This window comes from Streptomyces sp. Ru62 (genome assembly GCF_002920615.1).
Lineage (GTDB): Bacteria > Actinomycetota > Actinomycetes > Streptomycetales > Streptomycetaceae > Streptomyces.
In genome coordinates, this window is record NZ_PQSU01000028.1 from 16,914 (window position 1) to 38,012 (window position 21,099).

The window sequence follows — 21,099 nt, forward strand, 5'->3', positions numbered from 1 at the left end:
GTGGTCACTCCACGTAGGCCTGGTCGATGGCGTCCATGAGGCTCCACAGGACATCGCACTTGAACGACAGCGCGTCGACGGCGCGCGCCTGGGCCTCGGCGGAGAGGCAGTGCGCGGTGACCACCTCCAGGGCGTGCTCACAGTCGCGGGGGGCCTGCTCCAGGCGGGCGCGGAAGTAGGCAAGGCCCTCGGGGGCGATCCACGGGTACCACCGCTCGAACGCGGCGAGCCGCGCCGCCATCAGGTCGGGCGCGAACAGTTCGGTGAGCGAGGACGCCACCGCCTCCACCCACGGGCTGGTCCGGGCGAAGGTCACGTAGGCGTCGACGGCGAACCGCACCCCCGGTACCAGGTGCCGGTGGTCCCGGACCTCCTCACGGGTCAGCCCGGCGGCCTCGGCGAGGCGCAGCCACGCCTCGATGCCGCCCTCGCCCGCGGCAGTGCCGTCGTGCTCGACGATCCGTCGGATCCAGCGACGACGGACCTCCACGTCGGGGCAGTTGGAAAGGATCGCGGCGTCCTTGCGGGGGATGTTCTCCTGGTAGTAGAAGCGGTTGGCCACCCAGCCCTGGATCTGCCGGCGGCTCAGCCGGCCGGCGTTCATCCGGACGTGGAACGGGTGCTGGTCGTGGTATCGCCGCGAGTGGGCCCGCAACGTCTCGACGAAGCCGTCGGCGCCGGTTGTGATGGTTGTTGTCGTCACGCCTCTACCCCTGGACCTCAACGCCGTCCATGGCCACCCGTGAACGAGCCGTCGGGAGGCACCGGGCCAGTCCGGCGCCTCCCCACATCCGCTAGTCCTCCAACCGAGCGAGGTACATGGTCACCTCTGCCGCGACTGTGATCTCGTCGAAGTCGGGCGTCTCCCACACAGCGAGCTGAGACTCCATGGATTCACCTCCTCTCTGCCGGACCCACGTCAGGCTCCGGTTCCGCGCTACGACGGTTCCGGAAGGGCGAACACGATCAGGGCGCTTCCGTGCCCCGCGCCGAGCATGCCGGGGAGGAATCCCTCGGCCCATCCGCCCCATCCGACGGGCACGGCCACGTACTGCCTGCCGTCGACCATGTAGGTGGTCGGGCTGCTGTGGTGGCCGCTTCCGCACTGGAACTGCCACAGCAACTCCCCGGTGCGGGCGTCGAGTGCGTTGAACTCCCCGGAGGGTTCACCGGCGAACACCAGGTCACCGCCGGTGGCCAGCGTCGAGGCGCACATCGGGAGGTCGTTGCGCCAGCGCCACTTCTCCTCGCCGGCGCTGTCGAAGGCGCTGATGGACCCCGCCATGTCCTCGATGTCCACCTGGACGCCCGCACCCCAGTACGGAATGCTCTCCTTGAACTCCCGCCGCCGCCGGGTGGCCGTGGCACCGGTGTCCTGGACCGGGACGTAGAAGAGCCCGGTCCTCGGACTGTAGGACGCGTGGGTCCATTCCTTGGCACCGGCCGGACCCGGGTAGAAGTGGACCGGTTCTCCCTCCTTGTCCGGGTACACCTTGGCCGTCACCTGGCCGTCCCTCGTGATCGCCCCCCATGTGATGCGGTCGACGAAGGGAGTGATCCCGACCTTCTCGCCGTTCGTGCGGTCGAGGACGAAGAAGTAGCCGTTCTTGTCGAAGTGCCCCAGCAGTTTGCGTCCGTCCTCCTCGAACAGAATGCACTCGCCGATGCTGTCGTAGTCCCACACGTCGTGCGGGGTGCACTGGTAGTGCCAGCGGATCTGACCGCTGTCCACGTCCACGGCGATGATGCTGTCGGTGAACAGGTTGTCGCCCTCGCGGACCTCGCCGTCGAAGTCGGGCGCCGGGTTGCCGGTGCCCACGTACAGCAGGTTCGTCTCCGGGTCGAAGGTGCCGGTGATCCAGCAGTTCGCCCCGCCCCGTGCCCAGGCCTCGCCGTCGGCGGGCCAGGTCTCCGAGCCGGGCTCCCCGGGCTTGGGCACCGTGTAGCAGCGCCACTGGTGCTCGCCGGTTTCGAGAGCGAACGCGTCGAGGTGGCCTCGTACGCCGAACTCGCCACCGGAACTTCCGACGATGACCATGTTCTTCACGACCAGAGGGGCGAGCGTGGCGCTCTCCCCGGCCCGGACGTCCCCGTAGGTCTTGTCCCAGACCCGCTTGCCGGTGGTGGCGTCGAGCGCGAGCACACGGGCGTTCGCCGTGACGAAGAAGACCTTCCCCTGGGCCACGGCGACCCCGCGGTTCACGTTCCCGCAGCACAGGGACACGTCGAAGGGGACCGCGTGCTTGTACCGCCAGATCTCCACACCCGTCTTGGCGTCGAGGGCCCAGACCCAGCCGTCCCAGCCGGAGAGGAACATGACCCCGTCGACGACGATCGGGGCGGCCTCGAACGAGTAGGTCGACGCGCCCGCGATCAGTCCGGTCGTGCCGGCCTGGAAGACCCAGGCGGGGACCATGCGCTTGACGTTGTCCGTGTTGATCTGGTCCAGCGGGCTGTAGCGTTGCCCGTTGTAGGCGCCGTAGTAGGTCAGCCAGTTCTGGGGCTCCTGGCGGGCGTTGAGTATGCGCTCGTAGTCGACACCGGCCACTACCGGCGGCGCGACGTCTCCACCGGGGGTCTTGTAGTTCAGGGTTCCCTGGTCGACAGCCTCACCCGCGTCGACGTAGTCGGCGTAGTCGACGGTCATTTCCTCCACCTCCTGCTTCTGCCTACGGCCGCGGCTGTTCGGGACGGTCGAGGCGAGCCTCCGGCGGAGCGTCTCCCAGGACCACTATGGATCCGGTCAGCCCCCGGCCCTCGTCATTGCCCGTGGGCGAGCCGAACCAGTAGTAGCCCGGACCGTCGAGGTTGAGGTGCGCATGCCCGTGCGAATGGTTCACCAGCCAGATGAACTTCCTGTCGCCATTGCTCGGCAGAAGTGCGCAGTGCGTGTTCTTGTCGTCATTGACGAGCTCCAGCTCGATATCGCCTCCGTGGGGCATGACAAGAATAGAAGGATCCCAGCTCAGCTCGTCCGGGTGGATGCGAATTGTGGCCTTCATGCGGCCGTCCGGTTCCTCGGTGGCTTGCCCGATGGTCCCGGTTCCCAGCACTTGACCCAGCGCTGCTTTGTTCTGTGTGGCCAACCCCAGCTTGTCGAGCAGGTCGGCTCGCTCGTGCGCGGTCGTCGTCATCGGGGCTTCTCTCCCCTCATCCGATTCCCTGTATTTCCCTCTTAGCGTCGCGTGCTGCCCGGCGGGAATCGGTACGCAAGGAGCGCGCAACGCTGAATGAATAACAGCGGAAAGGATGTGAAGTCTGTACTCAGGAAAGACGCTACGCCGGACGGATCACACCGACAAGGTGCGTCCTGGTTCGGGCCGACTCGTGCCGTTCGTCCGCGACCATCTGCCGTTCGTCACCGATCTGCCCCCGTTCGGAGCAGCCGGGCCGCACGGCGACGCGTCGATCAAGCGAGGTCGTACCGATCGAGGTTCATGACCTTGGTCCATGCGGCGACGAAGTCCTGCACGAACTTCTCCCGTGCGTCGTCGCCGGCGTAGACCTCCGCGACGGCGCGCAGCTCGGGGTTCGAGCCGAAGACGAGGTCGACGCGGCTACCGGTCCACCTGACCTCGCCGGTGGCGCGGTCGCGCCCCTCGAAGGTTTCCGCATCCGCGGATGTCGGCGTCCATTCCGTGCCCGTGTCGAGCAGATTCACGAAGAAGTCGTTGGTCAGCGACCCGGGCGCCGAGGTGAGGACACCCAGTGGCGACTGCTGGTGGTTGGCGCCCAGCACCCGCAGGCCACCCACGAGGACGGTCATCTCGGGCACGCTCAGGTCCAGCAGGTTCGCGCGGTCGACCAGCAGGTGCTCCGACGGCAGCCGGCTGCCCTTGCCTCGGTAGTTGCGGAACCCGTCCGCGGCCGGTTCGAGCGCGGAGAAGGACTCCACATCGGTCCACTCCCGCGTCGCGTCCGTGCGTCCCGGGCTGAAGGGGACCTGGACGTCGTGGCCGGCGGTCTTGGCGGCCTGCTCGACGGCGGCGGCTCCGCCGAGCACGATGAGGTCGGCCAGCGAGATCTTCTTGTTCTCGGTCTGGAGACTGTTGAAGGACTCCTGGATCGCCTCCAGTGTGCGCAGCACTCGTGCCAGGGTTTCGGGGTCGTTGACCTCCCAGCCCCGCTGTGGCTCAAGGCGGATGCGCGCGCCGTTGGCTCCACCCCGCTTGTCGCTGACGCGGAACGTCGAGGCCGACGCCCACGCGGTCGAGACGAGCTGGGAGACGGACAGCCCGGATGCGAGGACCTGGCTCTTGAGCGCGGCGATGTCCGCGTCCCCGACGAGCACGTGGTCCACGGCCGGGACCGGGTCCTGCCAGAGCAGCGTCTGCCGGGGAACCAGCGGTCCGAGGTAGCGCTGGATCGGGCCCATGTCGAGGTGAGTCAGCTTGAACCAGACCCGGGCGAACGCGTCCGCGAGCTGGTCCGGGTTCTCCAGGAAGCGTCGAGAGATCGACTCGTAGACGGGGTCCGACCGAAGCGCGAGGTCCGTCGTCAGGATCGTCGGGGCGTGTGTCGTCGACGGATCGTGGGCGTCCGGCACGGTGCCGGCCCCGCCGCCGTCCCTCGGGATCCACTGCCACAGACCGGCGGGGCTCAGCTCCAGGTCCCACTCATAGCCGAACAGGGTCTCGAAGAAGCTGTTGTCCCATCTCGTCGGGGTGGGGGTCCACGTACCCTCAAGCCCGCTGGAGACGGCGTCCCTGCCCTTCCCGGTGCCGTGACTGCTCCTCCACCCCAATCCCTGCTCCTCAAGGGGGGCGCCCTCGGGTTCGGGGCCGAGGCAGGCGACCGGGTCGGCCGCGCCGTGGGTTTTGCCGAACGTGTGACCGCCGGCGATGAGCGCGACGGTCTCCTCGTCGTTCATTCCCATGCGCCGGAACGTCTGGCGAATGTCCCGGGCCGCGGTGACCGGGTCCGGGACGGTGTTCGGGCCCTCCGGGTTGACGTAGATGAGGCCCATCTGGTCGGCGGCCAGAGGGTGCTCCAGCTCCCGGACACCGTCGTGACGTTCGTCGCCGAGCCAGGCGTGCTCGGGGCCCCAGTAGACGTCCTCGCCGGGCGCGAAGACGTCCGCCCGGCCGCCGGCGAAGCCGAAGGTCGTGAGGCCCATCGTCTCCAGGGCACGGTTGCCCGCGAAGATCATCAGGTCGGCCCAGGAGATCTTGCGGCCGTACTTCTTCTTCACCGGCCAGAGCAGCCGGCGCGCCTTGTCGAGATTGCGATTGTCCGGCCAGCTGTTCACCGGCGCGAAACGCTGCAGGCCGGCGCCGGCGCCACCACGGCCGTCATGGGTGCGGTACGTACCTGCGCTGTGCCACACCATCCGGATCATGAGCGGCCCGTAGTGGCCGAAGTCGGCCGGCCACCACTCCTGGGACGTCGTGAGCACCTCGTCGACGTCCCGCGCCAGAGCGTCGAGGTCGAGCGTCCGGAACTCCGCGGCATAGTCGAAGTCCTCGCCCATGGGATCGGCCAGTGCGGGGTGTTTCCGGAGAATCGCCAGGTCGAGCCGGTCCGGCCACCTGGCGCGGTTGCTCGGGCCCCCCATCGCGTGACTGCGGGGCCCTGTAGGAGCGGAGAGGCCGAGGCCGCCCCCGCCCCCGACGTTCATCCCGCCGTCAACGGCATCAGGACTGTCAGACACGGGACTCTTCCTTCCGGGAACAGAGGTCGTGAGGGGGAAACTCAGATGCCCAGCGCGCGACGCAGGACCGGCGCGTGCCGCCGGGAAACCGGCACCATGGCGTTCGCCCGGTCGTCCATGACCAAAGACAGCTCGCCCTTGAGCCCGCGCTCTATCTCGCTGACACGGCTGAGGTTGACCACGTACCGGCGGTGAACCCGCAGGAAGCCGGCATCCGCCAGCTCGTCTTCGAGTTTGTCCAGACTCAGCGAGGTGACGCGCAATCGCCCCTGGTCGGTGGAGAGCCAGACGTCGTTCCCCTGCGATTCGGCGAAGGAGACTTCCGGCAGCCGCAGCAGCACCATCCGGTTGTCCCGCACCGCGACGAGTCGGCGCGGCTGCGTCGGAAGGTGCACGACCCGCTCCGCCTGGGGCAACTGCGCCCCGTCGGTGGCACCGAAGGAGACCAGGTTCCCGATCAGGCGTCCGGATGAGAAGACGGGTCGGATGCTGATCGATGTCGGTTCGTCGGCGAGGTGGGCGAAGATCTGCGTCGAGCCGACCCAGTCAGGATTGTCGACCGCCTGCCCAGCGGCATACCGGGCAGCAGTGATCAATTCTGGCACCCCGGGGTTCCATCGCAGCGTGGGGTCGACCGCCGGGGTGCATGCCGGGACGCCCAGGAGCACGCTTGCCATGTCGTCGGCGATCACCACCTTGCCCGCGGTGTCGACCGCGGCGAGTGCCGCACCGGACTGTGCTCTGGTCCGGGTGTAGGCCGCGACCAACTCGGCACCGCTGTCCCGGGCGCGCCTCCTCAGGGGGCACTGGGTCATGGCGGCCGCGTTCGCCAGCCAGCTTTCCGTCGACGCGGGGAGTCGGCTGCGCCAGCGGCAGACATTCAGGACCGCGATCGGTTCTCTGGTCACCACGTCGCGCACCGCGATGCCCGCGCCGACCCAGTCGTGGAGCACCTCGCACCAGTGCTCCGCACCCCCGATCGTCACCGGGCCGTGCGCCTCAAGCGCCGTGCCCATGCCGTTCGTGCCGACCGCGCACTCGGACCAGCAGAACCAGGGCGCCAGATTCGGGTCGCCGGCTCTGGCGAGCGTGGCTTGGTCACCCCACTCGGCCAGGATCCGGCCGGTGGCATCGGTGACGGTGACGACGCCACCGAGATTGCCCACTTCGTGTGCCAGGGAGGCAGCACGGAACCCCAGCTCAGCGAAGACGACATCGCGCTCCGGCGTATGGTCGAGCTCCGCGACGGCCACCGGAGCCTCCGTGAGGTGAGGATCGACCCGGTATTGCTCTCGGCAGCGATGCCAGGAGATCGCCACCAGGGGCCGGACACCGGGGACCTCGTCCTGGCCCTGCACGAACCGTTCCCACGCCGCGAGCACGGTGCCCTCGTCCAGGTTGGCCGAGCTGCGCTCAAGCCGATGTACATCGCTCATGGTTCAGAACCACCCTGGTCCATCCCCGACACTCGACGGCATACGCACCATGCGCGCCGGTCGCCACTCGTCGCGTCCGGGCCTGCGGCGGACCGGACCCTGCGTCGCGCGTCTTCCTGCCTCGTCACTCGTTTCCAGGCTGTGTCACCGCACTCCCCACCCTAGATACCGTTGTCGGCCTGCGCATTCCCCTCTCCAGGCCGGCGCACGAAAATGCCGCTTCCTGTTGCGGCCGGGGTGAGCGCGGTGATCTTTCGGGTGCCGGGTGGCAACGGCTGCGGTCCTTCCCAGCCGCCCTTCCGTAAGCCGTCATGGTGGTTGGACGCATAGCCGACCCCATAACTATGTTGCCCCGCCACATGTGCGGCTGACCTGCGTGTTTCTACGGTGTGCCGACACGTACCCGTCCCCACCGCACACGAGGAAGTGGCGCACATGGCCTCCGGAACCACCGCTCCCCCACCCCCCGCCAGCCTCCCCAGGATCGTCGCCGCGAGCCTCATCGGGACCACCATCGAGTGGTACGACTTCTTCCTCTACGGCTCCGCCGCCGCGCTGGTGTTCAACAAGCTGTTCTTCCCGGGCTCCGACCCGCTCGTCGGCACGCTGCTGTCGTTCCTGACGTACGCCGTGGGCTTCGCCGCCCGGCCGCTGGGCGCGCTCGTCTTCGGGCACTACGGTGACCGGCTGGGACGGAAGAAGCTGCTGGTGCTCAGCCTGCTGCTGATGGGCGGGGCCACGTTCGCCATCGGCCTGCTGCCCACGCACGCCACCGTCGGCACCGCCGCGCCCGTGCTGCTCACCGTGCTGCGGCTGGTGCAGGGCTTCGCGCTCGGCGGCGAGTGGGGCGGTGCCGTCCTGCTGGTGTCGGAGCACGGCGACGCGCGGCGGCGCGGCTTCTGGGCCTCCTGGCCGCAGACCGGCGCGCCGGCCGGGCAGTTGCTCGCGACCGGTGTGCTGTCGCTGCTCACCGCCGTACTGTCCGACGACGCCTTCGGCACCTGGGGATGGCGGATCCCCTTCCTGCTCTCCGGGGTGCTCGTGCTCGTCGGTTTGTGGATTCGTCTGTCTGTCGATGAATCGCCCGTCTTCAAGGAGGCGCTGGAGCGGGCCGAGGCGCGGCGGGACGGCGCGCAGGAGAAGCTGCCGCTCGTCTCCGTGCTGCGGCACCACTGGCGGGACGTCCTCGTGGCGATGGGCGCCCGCATGGCGGAGAACATCAGCTACTACGTCATCACCGCCTTCATCCTCGTCTACGCCACCACCGCGGCCGGCGTCTCCAAGCAGACCGCCCTCAACGCCGTACTCATCGGCTCGGCCGTGCACTTCGCCGTCATCCCGGCCTGGGGCGCGCTGTCCGACCGGGTCGGCCGGCGCCCCGTGTACCTGCTCGGCGCGGCCGGTATCGGGCTGTGGATGTTCCCCTTCTTCGCGCTCGTGGACACGGGCTCGTTCGGGTACCTGATCCTCGCCGTCACCGTCGGGCTCGTGCTGCACGGCGCCATGTACGCGCCCCAGGCAGCCTTCTTCGCCGAGATGTTCGCGACGCGGATGCGGTACTCGGGCGCGTCCATCGGCGCCCAGTTCGCCTCCGTGGCGGCCGGCGCGCCCGCCCCGCTCATCGCCACCGCGCTGCTCGCGGACTACGACAGCTCCACCCCGATCGCGCTGTACGTGATCGCCGCCGCCGTGCTGACCTTGATCGCGGTGGGTCTCGGGCGGGAGACGCGCCACCGCGACCTGGCCCGGATCGAGGATGAGGGCGGGGAGTCCTCCGCGGTGAGTCCGGCCACCGAGGCGCACACCGTCTGAGCGGCGCCGTCGCCCGCGTCCGTGCCGACCGGCCCCGCCGGCACCGTACCGACGTTCTGACCGGCCCCCGCGCGGGGCCGGTCAGTGGCGTCCCGGGGCCGCCAGCCGGTGCAGTCGCAGCGCCAGTTGGATCTCCAGGGCCCGCGCGGGCGTCTGCCAGTCCTCGCCCAGCAGGCGGCCCACGCGCTCCAGCCGCTGCGCCACCGTGTTCACATGGACGTGCAACGCGTCCTTGGTGCGCGCCGGGCTCATCCCGCCCTCGAAGTAGGCGTCCAGGGTCCGCAGCAGTTCCGTGCCGCGCCGCTCGTCGTACGACACCACCGGGCCGATGGTCCGCTCGACGAACCCGGCGATGTCCCGTTCGCCCGCGAGGAGCAGGCCGAGGAAGCCGAAGTCCTCGGCCGCCGCGCCGTCCCCGGCCCGGCCCAGCAGGTGCAGCGCGTCCAGGCAGCGGCGGCCCTCGGCATAGGCGGCGGCCACGGTCTCGGGATGCGCGGCGAGGTCGGTGACGGGCGCGGAGGCGCCGACCGTGACCGGCTGGTGGACGGCCGTGCCCAGATGGCGGGCGGTGCGGCGGGCCACGTCCGTGGCGGTGTCGCCGGCGCGGAGCGGCAGCAGCAGGACCGTGCCGCCGTCGCGGGCCGCGGCGAGGCCCTGCCGGGTGGCCGCGAGGTGGGACGCGGCGGACCAGAGCCGGCGGCGGGCCGCGGCCTCCTCGTCGGCGTCGGCCGCCGGGCCGTCGAGGCGGGCGGCGAGGACGACATGGGTGGCGTCCAGGTCCGCCTGGAGGCGGCTGGCGCGCTCGCGCACCAGCCGAGGGTCCCGGTCGCGCGCGTCCAGCAGGTCGTCCAGCAGCTCGCCGCGCACGCGCTGTTCGGCCTCGGCGGCGGAGCGGCGGGCGAGCAGCAGCAGGGAGGTGACCATCGCCGCGCGCTCCAGGGTGCGCTGGTCGACCGGGTCGAGGCCGGGGTGGCCGCGCAGGACCAGCGCGCCGAGGAGTTCGCCGCCGGCGGCGACCGCGGCGATCCAGTCGGTGCCGTGCCGTACCGCGTGTCCCTCGGCGCGGGACGCCTCCAGCGCCTCGGGCGGTGCCGACGTGGCCTCCGTGAACTCGACGGTTCCGGCCAGGACCTGGGAGACGGCGGCGGCCACGTCGTGGACTCCGCCGCCGCGCAGGACGAGTTCGGCGAGCCGGTCGTGGACGTCGGACGCGCGCTCGATGACGGCGCTGCGGTCGCGGATGATCTCGTTGGCGTGCTCCAGGCCGGCCAGGGCGGCGCGGGTCTCGGTGAGCAGGTTGGCGGTGTCGATGGCCGCCGCGGCGAGCGCCGCGAAGGAGCCGAGCAGGGCGATCTGCCCGCGTTCGAAGACCCTCGCGCGCCGGTCCGCCGCGAACAGGACGCCGATCACGTGCGGGCCGAGCATCAGGGGGACGCCGAGGATGGCGACCAGCCCTTCGTCGCGGACGCCGGCGTCGATGGTGAGGGTGTGCTGGAGGCGGCCGTCCTGGAAGTAGTCGTCGGTGACGTACGGCCGCGCGGTCTGCGCGACGAGTCCGCCGAGCCCCTCTCCCATGCCGAGGCGCAGTTGCTGGAAGCGGGCGGAGACGGAGCCCTCCGTGACCCGCATGTAGGTGTCGCCGCGGGCCGGGTCGTTGAGGCTGAGGTAGGCGACGTCCGTGCCCAGCAGGGAGCGGGCGCGCTGCACGATCGCCTGGAGGACGGCGTCCAGATCGCGCAGTCCGGCCAGGTCGTGGGCGGTCTCGAAGAGCGCCGACAGCTCCGCCTCGCGCCGTCGGCGGCCCTCCAGCTCCGCGCGTACGCGCAGGGCGAGCAGTCTGGCCTCTTCCAGCGCGGCGATGCGGTCGGCCGGCTCGCCCTCGGCTCGGGCGCGCAGCAGGGGCTGCTCGTAGGCCTCGACGGAGGCGTCGCGGGCCAGCAGGTCGAGGTACGGGGCCTCGGCGCTGCCGCTGGGTGCCGACTGCAGGTGATCGCGGGACATGGTCACAGGATTCCGTATGGGCCACCCGGCCCGGCAGCCCTGTGGAAAACTCCCGGAGCCGGTGCCGCCGGGCCGGTCAGTGGGCCGTCCACCCGCCGTCCAGGACGAGCGAGGTGCCGGTGACGAAGGACGCCTGTGGGCTGCACAGGTAGGCCACGGCCTCGGCGACCTCCTCGGGTTCGATGAGTCGCCGCACGGCGCTGTCCTTCAGCAGGACCTCGGAGAGCACGCGGTCCTCGGGGATGCCGTGCGCCTGTGCCTGGTCGGCGATCTGCTTCTCGACCAGTGGGGTGCGCACATAGGCCGGGTTCACACAGTTTGAGGTCACTCCATGGGCGGCGCCTTCCAGGGCGGCCGTCTTGGACAGCCCTTCGAGGCCATGTTTGGCGGCCACATAGGCGGACTTGAAGGCCGAGGCACGCAGACCATGGACGGAGGACACATTGACGATCCGGCCCCAGCCCTGTGCGTACATGTGCGGGAGGGCGCCGCGGATGAGGCGGAAGGGTGCCTCCAGCATCACCGTGAGCACCGTGTGGAACACCTCGGGCGGGAACTCCTCGATGGGCCGCACGAGTTGCAGGCCGGCGTTGTTGACCAGCACATCGGTGCCGGCGGCGGCGCGTTCGGCGGCGTCCAGGTCGGTGAGGTCCACGGCCACGGGTACGACGGTGCCCGCGAGGTCGCCGGTCCGCTCCGCCTGCTGGGCCAGCTCGGCCAGGCCGGCCGCGTCCCGGTCGACGGCGCGCACCTCGGCCCCCGCGGCGGCGAGCCGCAGCGCGCAGGCGCGGCCGATGCCGCTGGCGGCACCGGTGACGAGGGCGGTGCGGCCGCCGAGGTCGAGGCTGAGGGGCTGGGGTCGGGGGCCGGGCCCCGGAAGGGGGGTGGGCGAGGTCATGTGCCGACCCTAAGCGGAGCCCCACGGTCACCACATATGGCGACCACCCATACTTCAGCCCGCAGTCATAGGGTCAAACCATGTGGGTGCATCCGACATGGCTTGCTTGATCCGGAAGAGCCCGAACTCATGCAGTTCGGGCAGCGCGTCGACCGTGAACCAGCCGACCTCCAGCGACTCGTCGTCGTTGACGCGGGCCTCGCCGCCCACGGCCCGGCAGCGGATGGTGATGTCCATGTACTGGCACGTGTCGCCGTTGGGATAGGTCACCGGCTCCAGCGCCTGCACCAGGACGACCCGCTCGGCGACGCAGTGCACCGCCGTCTCCTCGAAGACCTCCCGCACCGCACAGGCAGCGGGCTGCTCGCCCGGCTCCGGGATACCGCCGATCACCGACCACTTGCGCGTGTCGGACCGCCGGCCGAGCAGCACCCTGCCCTCGTCGTCGAAGACGATCGCGGTGACCCCGGGGAGCCACAGCAGCTGTTGACCGGCGGTTGCCCTGAGCGTGCGGATGAAATCGGGAGTAGCCATGATCCCGACCCTAGCGGGCCGGTGCACCACGTCAGGGCCGGTTCAGGGGTCGTATGACGGTCATACGGCGGTCGTACGGCACGCGTACGACATGCGTACGGCTACGCGTCACCGGCGCGCCGGGCGCGCAGTCCGGACGCGATCGCCCAGCCGATCCCGCCCGCGGCGACCAGCACCAGGGCGATCTCCGGGAGGATGCCCAGCTCGGTGGCGGGGGTCGTGGACGTGCGCAGCGGCACCTTCTGGACGAGATAGGCGGGCACGAACATGCCGGTCTTCTGGGTGATCCGCCCGTCCGGCATGATGACCGCGCTGACCCCGCTGGTCACCGGCACGGTCACGGTGCGGCTGTGCTCGACGGCGCGGATGCGGGACATGGCGAGCTGCTGGTAGGTCATCTCGCTGCGGTCGAAGGTGGCGTTGTTGCTCGGCACGGAGATCATCTCCGCGCCGTGCGTCACCGTGTCCCGCACGGCCCAGTCGAAGGCGGCCTCGTAGCAGGTGGCCAGGCCCACCTTGACGCCGTCGATGTCGAACACGCCCGGCTTCGCGCCCCGGCTGAAGTCCTGGTGGACCATCTCGGTCCAGCTCTTGTTGATCGCGCCGACCAGCGAGCGCAGCGGAAGGTACTCGCCGAACGGCTGGATCTGCCGCTTGTCGTAGGTCTGCGTCGGTCCCTTGACCGGGTCCCACAGGATCTGTTCGTTGAGCAGCTTCCCGTCCCGCTCGACCACGCTGCCGACGGAGATGGGCACGCCGATGTCCTTGGCCGCCTGGTCGATGACGGCGGCGGCGTCCGGGTACGCGAAGGGGTCGATGTCGGAGGAGTTCTCCGGCCACAGGACGTAGTCCGGCTTGGCGGCCTTGCCCGCCCTGACGTCGGCGGCGAGCTTGTGCGTCTCGCGCGCGTGGTAGTCGAGCACGGCGCGCCGCTGGGCGTTGAACTCCAGCCCGGCGCGCGGCACATTGCCCTGGATGAGCGCCACGGTCGCGGTGCCGTCCTCCGCGGAGTCGCTCACCAGCGCACGCGCGGCGACCGCGCCCACCACCGGTACCGCCACGCTCAGCAGCGCGGCGGTCGCGGCGGCGCGGCGCACGACCCGGCTCCGGCGCCGCTCGGCGATCAGCCGGCCGGCCTCGTACAGGCCGAAGCCGCACAGGACGACCGCGAAGCCGAGCACGGGGGTGCCGCCCAGCGCGGCCAGCGGCAGGAAGACGCCGTCCGCCTGGCCGAACGCGACCTTGCCCCACGGGAAGCCCTGGAAGGGCACGCGCGCGCGTGCCGCCTCGCCCGCCGTCCACACGGCCGCGGCCCACACCGGCCAGGCGGGCAGCCGGGAGACGGCGGCGACGCCCACGCCGACCAGCGCGATGAAGACCGCCTCGATGGCGACGAGCGCCAGCCAGGGCAGGGGGCCGACCTCCACACTGGTCCACACCAGCAGCGGCAGCAGGAAGCCCAGCCCGAAGAGGTAGCCGAGGCCCAGTGCGGCCTTCCAGCTCCGGCCGCGCAGCACCCAGCCGAATCCGGCGAAGGCGGGCAGGGCCAGCCACCACAGGGTGCGTGGCGGGAAGCTGACGTAGAGCAGCACTCCGCAGAGCGCGGAGGCGGCGGCCGGGACCAGGCGCAGCAGCCGGCCGCCGCGCGCGCCGGAGGTGCGGCGGGGCTGGAGCTGGTCCGACTGGTCCACGGAAGTTGCGGTGACGGTCACCCGGGTGAGTGTACGGCGGGTGACGTCACCGCCGACAGCGCGGTCGGGGCCCCCGTACACCGGTGTTCGCCGCTGGTCGGCGCCTGTTCCCGGGGTGGCGGGGTGGTCCTCGCGACGCCGCGGAATCGCGGTGTTGCTCCGCACACGTCCCCAAACCGGTCATGAGCCGTTACGGTGTGCCCAGCTTCGGCGGCGCGGCCGGACCCGGCGCGCGGCCGTGGCCTGCCACAGGTCGGGGGACCGGGTACGAGGGGCGGCGGGGTGGGGTCGACGGGGACGGGGTCCGCGACCGGTGCGTACGGTGCGGATGCCCACAGCACGCGAAGAAACGTTTCCGACGGGACGGGCATGCTCCTGTTGGCGGCCTGCGCCGGGTGGTCGCTGATCACCGCGGCGGCCCACGACGGGCGGCCCGAGGGCATGCTCCTCGCGGTGCTCGCCGTGGCCGCCGGGTATGCCGCGGGCCGGGTCTCCGGCGCGCTGTTGCCGGTCGCCGCGCCCTGCGCCGGTGCCGGCGCGGGACTCGCCCTCGCCGTGACGCTGCCCTCGCTCTCCCCCGGTCCCTGGTACGCCGCCCCGCTCGGGCACGCCGGTGCCACGGCCGCCCTGCTGGCGCTGGCCACCGGGGCCGCGTGCTGTGCCGCCTGGGCGACGGCCGTACCGGTGCTCCGGCTGGCGCTGCGGGCGCTCGCCTGCGCCGTCGTGGCGGCCGGGGCGGTACTGGGGTCGACGGCGGGCTGTGTGGCCAGCGCCGTGGTCCTGCTGTGCTCGCTCGCCGCCGGTTCGGCGCGCAGCCGGGGCGCGTGGCTGGCGGGGACGGCCGGGGCTGCGGGCCTGGTGGCGGCGACGATCTGGGCGGTCGCGGGGGAAGCGCTGCCCGGCCACCTCACCGGGGCGATCGAAGGGCGGTTCAGCGCGCACCGGGTCCGGCTGTGGCGGGACGCCCTGGGGCTCGCGGGCCGCAACAGCGGTCTCGGGATCGGCCCCGGCCGGTTCGGTGACCTGAACTCCGGGGCACCGCGGACCCTGCTGTCCGACGGCAGACCGCACTCGGCTCCCCTGCAACAGGCGGCCGAGCAGGGCCTGGTCGGGGTGTTCCTGCTGGTCGCCGTGTTCTGCTGGGTCCTCTACGCACTGTGGCGCACCCCGCGCCCCACGCCCGTCGCCCTCACCGCTGCCGCGGCCCTGACGGCGCTGGCCGTCCTCGCCTCGGTCAGCAACGCCCTGAGCTTCACGGCGGTGACGTCAGGCGCGGCCCTCCTGGCCGGCTGGGCCACGTCCCGCCCGTGGACGGGCGGGACGGCGACACCGGGACTCTGAGCGAGGGCCGGTGAGCGCCATGGGTGCCGACTGCCGGCGCGGGCGTCCCGGCGCGACGGGTCAGGCCGCCGTCCCCGGTCTGATCGTCCGCAGGCGGTCCCGGATGACCCGTACCGCCGTTTCCGCGTTGTCCACGGTGATCGTGAACGTGTGGCCGTCCCACAGGCGCAGCACGATGCCCTCGCCGCGGCGTACGACGACCGCGGTCCCCTTCTCGGGGCGCCAGCGGTAGCCCCAGCCGCCCCAGTGCCGGGGGGTGACGAGGGCGGTGAAGTCGGCGCCGGCCACGTGGGAGAGCGGGATGCGGCGGCGTGGCAGACCCATGTGCCCGCAGCGCACTTCGACGCACTCCTTGTCGAGCTTGAGGTCGACGTGCACGAAGGCGAGCGTGCCGAAGAGGACCAGCAGGCCGGCCGCGATGCAGCCGACGACCGACATCACGAGCGGGGCGGTGCCGGAGCTCCAGGCCGAGTCGACGGCCAGCTCGATGCCGAGCGCCATGCAGGCGGCACCGACCAGCGCGAGCAGCCACTGGACCCGGTTGGTGGCGCGTCCCGTCCAGACGTCCGGGCGCGGGGTGTCGTCGGCGTCGGGGTGCTCCCTCATGTCTACGAGGTTACTCAGGTTTCGCAGCGCGGGTAGGGAGTGGCACAGGGTGACTGGCCCGGCCGGGGCACGGCGGACCGCGCCGCCGGGCCGGTTCCGCGCCGGTCAGCGCACGGGGCTGACGGCCTGGAGGAAGCGGCCTTCGTCGTAGGACAGCGCCGTGTCCGGGAGGGTCGCCTCGCGGCCGCTCAGCAGCACCGTGAGCGTGGTGTCGGCGACGGCGGTCGGGACCGACTCCGCTCCGATCCGGCGCAGGGCCTGGGCGGCCACCGCCCCGGCGGTGCCGTGCAGGATGAGCGGCGGGCGGCCGGGCCGCTGGACGGCCGCCCGGATGCGCTCGGCGACCAGCTCGTAGTTGGTGCAGCCGAGGACGAGCGTGGTGACGTCGTCGGGGGTGCGGGCGGCGGCCGAGGCGATGGCGGCGTCGATCGCCGCGTCGTCCGCGTGGTGCACGGCGTCCGCGAGGCCGGGGCAGGCCACCTCGGTCACGGCCACGCCCGCCGCGAACTCCTCGATCAGACCGCGCTGGTAGGCGCTTCCCGTGGTGGCCGGGGTCGCCCAGATCGCGACGGGCCCGCCGCCCGCGGCGGCCGGCTTGATCGCCGGTACGGTACCGATGATCGGCAGGTCCGGCTCGAAGCGGGCCCGCATCGCCGGCAGGGAGTGCACCGACGCCGTGTTGCAGGCGACGATCAGGACATCGGGGTCGTGTGCGGCGGCGGCCGCGGCGACGGCGATGGCCCGTTCCGTGATGTCCTCCGGGGTGCGCGGTCCCCAGGGCATGCCGTCCGGGTCCCAGGACAGTACGAGATCCGCGTCGGGTCGCAGTCGACGTACCGCGGCGGCGGCGGGCAGCAGGCCGATTCCGGAGTCCATGAGCGCGATCTTCACCCGGCCACGATAGACGATGCGTGCTCGTGAGCCGGTCGGGTGGGGCAGACTGCGGCCGTGAGCGCCTTCCTGTGGATCACCGTCGTATCACTGGCCGCCTGGTGCTGGCTGCTGCTGGGCCAGGGCTTCTTCTGGCGTACGGACGTCCGGCTGCCGGGGCGCCGGGACCCGGACGCGTGGCCGTCGGTCTGTGTGGTCGTACCGGCCCGTGACGAGGCCGCCGTGCTGCCCGCCGGCCTGCCGTCGCTGCTGACACAGGACTATCCGGGGCGGGCGGAGGTCTTCCTGGTGGACGACGGCAGCACGGACGGTACCGGGGACCTGGCCCGCGAGCTGTCCCGGCGGCACGGCGGGCTGCCGCTCACGGTGGGATCGCCGGGGGAGCCGCCGGCGGGCTGGACGGGCAAGCTGTGGGCGGTGCGGTACGGCATCGGGCTGGCACGCGCGCGTGACCCCGAATACCTGCTGCTGACGGACGCCGACATCGCACACGCGCCGGACAGCCTGCGCGAGCTGGTGGCGGCGGCCGAGACGGGCGGCTTCGACGTCGTGTCACAGATGGCGCGGCTGCGGGTGGCGAGCCTGTGGGAGCGGCTCGTGGTGCCGGCGTTCGTGTACTTCTTCGCGCAGTTGTATCCCTTCCGGTGGATCGGCCGGCCGGGTTCGCGCACCGCCGCGGCGGCGGGCGGTTGCGTCCTGCTGCGCGCGGACACGGCCGAGACGGCGCGCATCCCGGAGGCCATCCGGCACGCCGTCATCGACGACGTGGCGCTCGCGCGCGCGGTGAAGGGCTCGGGCGGTCGCGTCTGGCTGGGGCTGGCCGACCGGGTGGACAGCGTGCGCCCCTATCCCCGGTTGCGCGACCTGTGGCGGATGGTGTCGCGCAGCGCCTACGCGCAGTTGCGGCACAGTCCGCCGCTGCTCCTCGGTACGGTCGCCGGGCTCGCGCTGGTGTACCTGGTGCCGCCGGCCGCCGTGGCCGTGGGCGCGGCGGGCGGCACCGGGGCGGTCACGCTCGCCGGGGCCGCGGCGTGGGCGGTGATGGCGGGGACGTACGTGCCGATGCTGCGCTACTACCGGCAGCCGCTGTGGCTCGCCCCGCTGCTGCCGTTCACCGCGTTCCTCTATCTGCTGATGACGGTCGACTCGGCGGTGCAGCACTACCGCGGGCGCGGGGCGGCGTGGAAGGGCCGCACCTACGCCCGCCCGGACGCCGTGGCCGACGAGGGCTGAGCCCGGTCACTTGCGGCCCGGCGTCCAGTTCATGCCCCAGCCGTAGGCGCGGTCTATGGTCCGCTGCGGGCTCGATCCGCGTTCCGGCACCAGATACCGCGCCTCGCGCTGGACGAGCAGGTCGCCGCCGGTGTTGGTGATCAGCGCGAGCGCGCACACCGGGGAGTCGACGGTGCACTCGTCCAGCGAGAACTCGATGGGTGCGCCGTGCTGCGGCTGGAGGGTGACGGTGGCGTGCAGGTCGGCGAAGGAACGGGCGCCCTCGTAGATGGTGACGAAGACGAGGATGCGCCGGAAGTCCTGCTTGTGGTCGAGGTTGACGGTGAGGTTCTCGCCGGCCGCCACGGCTCCGGTGCGGTCGTCGCCGTCGAGGTGGATGTACGGCGGCCGGTGAAGCGAGCCGAAGGCGTTCCCGAGGGCCTGTACGACTCCCTTGCGGCCGTCGGTGAGTTCGTACAGCGCGCACAGGTCGAGGTCGATGTCGCCACCGCCGCCCCAGCGGCCCCAGCCCGTGGGGTGTTTGCGTGTCTGCCAGTTGAGGTTCACCCGCATCGCCCCGGAGGTGCCGCCCTGCTTGGCCAGCGAGACGGAGGGGGCCGCCTTGGTGAGGGTGACCTTGGAGAGGCGGACGGGCTGCGCCGGGGGCGGCGGGGTGGGGGCCGTGGCGGGGCGCGGCGGCGTGGTGACCGGGGCCGGCGCGGTGGGCGGTGCGGTGTGCTGCGGTTCGTCGACGGTGATACCGAAGTCCGTCGCCAGGCCTTCGAGTCCGCTGCTGTAGCCCTGGCCGACGGCACGGAACTTCCAGGCGCCCTGGCGGCGGTAGAACTCGCCGAGCACGAAGGCCGTCTCGACGGTCGCGCCGGGGCTGTCGAAGCGGGCGACCACCTGGCCGGAGGCGGCGTCGGTCACCTCGATGGAGAGGTCCGGGACCTGCCCGAAGGTTCCGCCGTCGGCGGAGGCGGCGAGGACGATCCGTTCCACGGCGCCCTCCACGCGCGCGAGGTCGGCCCACAGGGTGTCGGTGACCCGTCCGCCGGTGGTCCGCTTGCCCTCGTGGCGCACCGCGCCGGAGGAGTGGGCGGGCTGGTTGTAGAAGACGAAGTCCCCGTCGGAGCGCACCTTTCCGGCGACGAGCAGCAGCGCCGAGGCGTCGGCGTCCGGAATCCCGGGGCCGGAGCGCCAGCCCACTTCGACGCGCAGCGCCGTGGTGGGCACCGGTGTGTTGGATCCTTTCGGCATTGACATGTCCGCCCCCATCAGGTGTCGGCTCCGGGGTCTCGCCCCGCGTCCGTCTCATCCCTACCCGCACAACCTATTGCCGGGTGCGTCGCCCGCCCATGAGCGGCACAGGAAGATCGCCGGTCAACCGCCGGTAACCCGGGACGAACGCGGCCTTTACACGATCCAAACGTGGATCGGCGTCCCTTTTTGCCAAGTTCGCTCGTATTGGGGATCCCAGGCTCCTGCCGACACGGAAAACAACCCTCTTATCGGTCTCCCCAACCAGCACATCGTGGGCTTAACTTATGTGCCATGACCTCCCCCCGCTCCACTTATGGTGGCGGCTACTACTCCGCCTCCTTCCCGGACACCCCGATCTACGACTCGCTCGTCGCCGAGCGGGGCACCCCGCAGATCGCCCCGATCCGGGTCCCCGCCGCCTACGACACGGGCAGCAGCCTGCCCGCCCTGCCGTCGGCCCTCCCCGCCCTCCCGGCGGCACCGGTCCAGCAGCAGCCCCCCGCCTACGGCTACCCGCAGTCGCAGCAGCCCGCACCGCTGCAGCAGGCGCCCACGGCGTACATCCCGCAGCAGGCCAGCGCCCCGCGCGGCTACCCCGGTCCGCAGGCCCCGCAGCAGCAGCGGCCGATGGCACCGGGCAACGGGTACGAGGCCATGCGCCCGGCCGCGCCGCGGCCCGCGCCGGCTCCCTACCAGGACCCGTACAACAACCAGCAGTACCGCGGTTACTGACCGCTCGCGCCCCGGCTGTCCGTGCCGCCTGGCACGATGGACGGCATGGGACACGCCGAAGTGGAGTCGATCCACGTCCACCCGGTCAAGGCGTTCCGGGGCGTCTCGCCCCGGGAGGCCGTCGTGGAGCCCTGGGGCCTGGCCGGCGACCGGCGCTGGGCGCTGATCGACCACGGGGGGAAGGTCGTCACGCAGCGCGAGCAGCCGCGTCTCGCCCTGGCCGCCGCCGAGCCTCTGACCGGCGGCGGCCTTCGTCTGTCCGCGCCCGGCCGGCCGCCGCTGACGGTCGAGGTGCCGGAGCCGGCGGCGACCGTGCCGGTGAACGTGTTCGGCACGAAGGTGGAGGGGGTCCCGGCCGGCCCGGCCGCACACGCCTGGTGCAGCGCCTATCTGGGGTCCGAGGTCCGCCTGGTCCACATGGACGACCCGGCCACCCGTCGCCCGGTCGACCCCGAGTACGCCCTGCCCGGCGAGACGGTGAGCTTCGCCGACGGCTACCCCCTGCTGGTCACGACGGTGGCCTCGCTGGACGCCCTGAACTCCCTGATCGCGCAGGGGCCGAACGCCCACGAGGGCCCGCTGCCCATGAACCGGTTCCGGCCGAACGTCGTCGTCGCGGGCACCGAGCCGTGGGCCGAGGACCACTGGACGCGGATCGCCGTCGGCGAGGTCGTCTTCCGGGCCCCGAAGCCGAGTGGACGGTGTGTGGTGACCACCACCGACCAGGCCACGGCCGTACGGGGCCGCGAACCGCTACGCACCCTGGCGCGCCACCGCAGGATCGGCGGCAGGCTGCTGTTCGGCCAGAACCTGGTGCCCCTCTCCCCCGGCACGGTCAGGGTCGGTGACCCGGTGCGGGTGCTGGGGTAGGGACCGGCCCCCGCACTGCCGTCGGTGTGATCCGACGGACCGGGAACCAGGGGGCGGGTGCCGGGCGTTGAGCAGCGTGAGAAATTCGTGAGGGGCCGCGTGCGTCAGGTACCGCGGCGGACGTGCATCGCTCGCACCGGGTCCGGTCCGGGGGCGAGCGCG

At 71.9% G+C, this 21,099-nt stretch carries 18 protein-coding genes; 5 read left to right on the top strand and 13 right to left on the bottom strand.

The window, feature by feature from the left end; genetic code table 11:
- Positions 1–4: 4 nt before the first annotated feature.
- From pqqC to C3492_RS31990, 6 genes are all read right to left on the bottom strand, one after another.
- On the bottom strand, positions 5–703 hold the full coding sequence (pqqC, locus tag C3492_RS31965; protein WP_103816135.1) for a pyrroloquinoline-quinone synthase PqqC: 699 nt from the start codon (positions 701–703) through the stop codon (positions 5–7).
- Between the two features lie 91 nt (positions 704–794).
- Positions 795–890 carry a pyrroloquinoline quinone precursor peptide PqqA gene (gene pqqA, locus C3492_RS31970; protein ID WP_103816136.1) on the bottom strand — a complete coding sequence of 32 codons (96 nt, stop codon included), beginning with the start codon at positions 888–890 and terminating at the stop codon, positions 795–797.
- 47 nt (positions 891–937) lie between these two features.
- Positions 938–2,647, bottom strand: coding sequence for a PQQ-dependent dehydrogenase, methanol/ethanol family (locus C3492_RS31975; RefSeq protein ID WP_103816137.1), 1,710 nt, complete (start codon positions 2,645–2,647; stop codon positions 938–940).
- A gap of 22 nt (positions 2,648–2,669) precedes the next feature.
- On the bottom strand, positions 2,670–3,134 hold the full coding sequence (locus tag C3492_RS31980) for an MSMEG_3727 family PQQ-associated protein (RefSeq protein WP_103816138.1): 465 nt from the start codon (positions 3,132–3,134) through the stop codon (positions 2,670–2,672).
- A gap of 275 nt (positions 3,135–3,409) precedes the next feature.
- Complete coding sequence (gene katG, locus C3492_RS31985; protein ID WP_103816139.1) at positions 3,410–5,554, bottom strand: catalase/peroxidase HPI; 2,145 nt, start codon at positions 5,552–5,554, stop codon at positions 3,410–3,412.
- A gap of 137 nt (positions 5,555–5,691) precedes the next feature.
- A complete protein-coding gene (locus C3492_RS31990) occupies positions 5,692–7,086 on the bottom strand; it encodes a DNA-binding protein (protein WP_103816140.1) in 1,395 nt (464 codons plus the stop codon).
- 435 nt (positions 7,087–7,521) lie between these two features.
- Between C3492_RS31990 and C3492_RS31995 the strand changes: the two genes are divergently transcribed.
- Positions 7,522–8,898 carry an MFS transporter gene (locus C3492_RS31995; RefSeq protein WP_103816141.1) on the top strand — a complete coding sequence of 459 codons (1,377 nt, stop codon included), beginning with the start codon at positions 7,522–7,524 and terminating at the stop codon, positions 8,896–8,898.
- An 81-nt stretch (positions 8,899–8,979) separates the two neighbouring features.
- Here the strand turns inward: C3492_RS31995 and C3492_RS32000 are convergent, their stop codons facing one another.
- From C3492_RS32000 to lnt, 4 genes are all read right to left on the bottom strand, one after another.
- Positions 8,980–10,899: a GAF domain-containing protein gene (locus C3492_RS32000; protein ID WP_103816142.1), complete on the bottom strand. Its 1,920-nt coding sequence runs from the start codon at positions 10,897–10,899 to the stop codon at positions 8,980–8,982.
- Between the two features lie 76 nt (positions 10,900–10,975).
- Entirely contained in the window at positions 10,976–11,797 is an 822-nt protein-coding gene (locus tag C3492_RS32005; protein WP_103816143.1) for a 3-hydroxybutyrate dehydrogenase, read from the bottom strand.
- A gap of 54 nt (positions 11,798–11,851) precedes the next feature.
- Entirely contained in the window at positions 11,852–12,331 is a 480-nt protein-coding gene (locus tag C3492_RS32010) for an NUDIX domain-containing protein (RefSeq protein ID WP_103816223.1), read from the bottom strand.
- Between the two features lie 101 nt (positions 12,332–12,432).
- Positions 12,433–14,043, bottom strand: coding sequence for an apolipoprotein N-acyltransferase (lnt, locus tag C3492_RS32015; protein ID WP_103816224.1), 1,611 nt, complete (start codon positions 14,041–14,043; stop codon positions 12,433–12,435).
- Between the two features lie 348 nt (positions 14,044–14,391).
- On the opposite strand from lnt, the gene C3492_RS32020 reads away from it, so the two are divergent.
- Positions 14,392–15,363 carry an O-antigen ligase gene (locus tag C3492_RS32020; RefSeq protein WP_103816144.1) on the top strand — a complete coding sequence of 324 codons (972 nt, stop codon included), beginning with the start codon at positions 14,392–14,394 and terminating at the stop codon, positions 15,361–15,363.
- A 60-nt stretch (positions 15,364–15,423) separates the two neighbouring features.
- Here C3492_RS32020 and C3492_RS32025 read toward each other — a convergent pair whose 3' ends face one another.
- Positions 15,424–15,969 carry a hypothetical protein gene (locus tag C3492_RS32025; RefSeq protein ID WP_103816145.1) on the bottom strand — a complete coding sequence of 182 codons (546 nt, stop codon included), beginning with the start codon at positions 15,967–15,969 and terminating at the stop codon, positions 15,424–15,426.
- A gap of 105 nt (positions 15,970–16,074) precedes the next feature.
- Positions 16,075–16,860, bottom strand: a complete 786-nt coding sequence (locus tag C3492_RS32030; RefSeq protein WP_103816146.1) for a glutamate racemase — start codon at positions 16,858–16,860, stop codon at positions 16,075–16,077.
- A gap of 39 nt (positions 16,861–16,899) precedes the next feature.
- On the opposite strand from C3492_RS32030, the gene C3492_RS32035 reads away from it, so the two are divergent.
- Positions 16,900–18,093, top strand: coding sequence for a glycosyltransferase (locus C3492_RS32035; protein WP_103816147.1), 1,194 nt, complete (start codon positions 16,900–16,902; stop codon positions 18,091–18,093).
- 6 nt (positions 18,094–18,099) lie between these two features.
- Here C3492_RS32035 and C3492_RS32040 read toward each other — a convergent pair whose 3' ends face one another.
- Positions 18,100–19,350 carry a TerD family protein gene (locus C3492_RS32040; protein ID WP_103816148.1) on the bottom strand — a complete coding sequence of 417 codons (1,251 nt, stop codon included), beginning with the start codon at positions 19,348–19,350 and terminating at the stop codon, positions 18,100–18,102.
- A 276-nt stretch (positions 19,351–19,626) separates the two neighbouring features.
- Between C3492_RS32040 and C3492_RS32045 the strand changes: the two genes are divergently transcribed.
- Positions 19,627–20,067, top strand: a complete 441-nt coding sequence (locus tag C3492_RS32045) for a DUF6643 family protein (RefSeq protein ID WP_103816149.1) — start codon at positions 19,627–19,629, stop codon at positions 20,065–20,067.
- Positions 20,068–20,112: 45 nt separating this feature from the next.
- The gene (locus tag C3492_RS32050) at positions 20,113–20,937 is read left to right on the top strand and encodes an MOSC domain-containing protein (protein ID WP_103816150.1); all 825 of its coding nucleotides are present in this window, start codon (positions 20,113–20,115) and stop codon (positions 20,935–20,937) included.
- Positions 20,938–21,099: the final 162 nt, after the last annotated feature.

Bases quoted from the DNA above. Each gene is read 5' to 3' on its own strand.
- pqqA (WP_103816136.1), bottom strand. From the start codon at position 890: ATGGAGTCTCAGCTCGCTGTGTGGGAGACGCCCGACTTCGACGAGATC.
- C3492_RS31975 (WP_103816137.1), bottom strand. From the start codon at position 2,647: ATGACCGTCGACTACGCCGACTACGTCGACGCGGGTGAGGCTGTCGAC.
- C3492_RS31980 (WP_103816138.1), bottom strand. From the start codon at position 3,134: ATGACGACGACCGCGCACGAGCGAGCCGACCTGCTCGACAAGCTGGGG.
- katG (WP_103816139.1), bottom strand. From the start codon at position 5,554: ATGGGGGGCCCGAGCAACCGCGCCAGGTGGCCGGACCGGCTCGACCTG.
- C3492_RS31990 (WP_103816140.1), bottom strand. From the start codon at position 7,086: ATGAGCGATGTACATCGGCTTGAGCGCAGCTCGGCCAACCTGGACGAG.
- C3492_RS31995 (WP_103816141.1), top strand. From the start codon at position 7,522: ATGGCCTCCGGAACCACCGCTCCCCCACCCCCCGCCAGCCTCCCCAGG.
- C3492_RS32000 (WP_103816142.1), bottom strand. From the start codon at position 10,899: ATGTCCCGCGATCACCTGCAGTCGGCACCCAGCGGCAGCGCCGAGGCC.
- C3492_RS32005 (WP_103816143.1), bottom strand. From the start codon at position 11,797: ATGACCTCGCCCACCCCCCTTCCGGGGCCCGGCCCCCGACCCCAGCCC.
- C3492_RS32010 (WP_103816223.1), bottom strand. From the start codon at position 12,331: ATGGCTACTCCCGATTTCATCCGCACGCTCAGGGCAACCGCCGGTCAA.
- C3492_RS32020 (WP_103816144.1), top strand. From the start codon at position 14,392: ATGCTCCTGTTGGCGGCCTGCGCCGGGTGGTCGCTGATCACCGCGGCG.
- C3492_RS32025 (WP_103816145.1), bottom strand. From the start codon at position 15,969: ATGAGGGAGCACCCCGACGCCGACGACACCCCGCGCCCGGACGTCTGG.
- C3492_RS32040 (WP_103816148.1), bottom strand. From the start codon at position 19,350: ATGGGGGCGGACATGTCAATGCCGAAAGGATCCAACACACCGGTGCCC.
- C3492_RS32045 (WP_103816149.1), top strand. From the start codon at position 19,627: ATGACCTCCCCCCGCTCCACTTATGGTGGCGGCTACTACTCCGCCTCC.
- C3492_RS32050 (WP_103816150.1), top strand. From the start codon at position 20,113: ATGGGACACGCCGAAGTGGAGTCGATCCACGTCCACCCGGTCAAGGCG.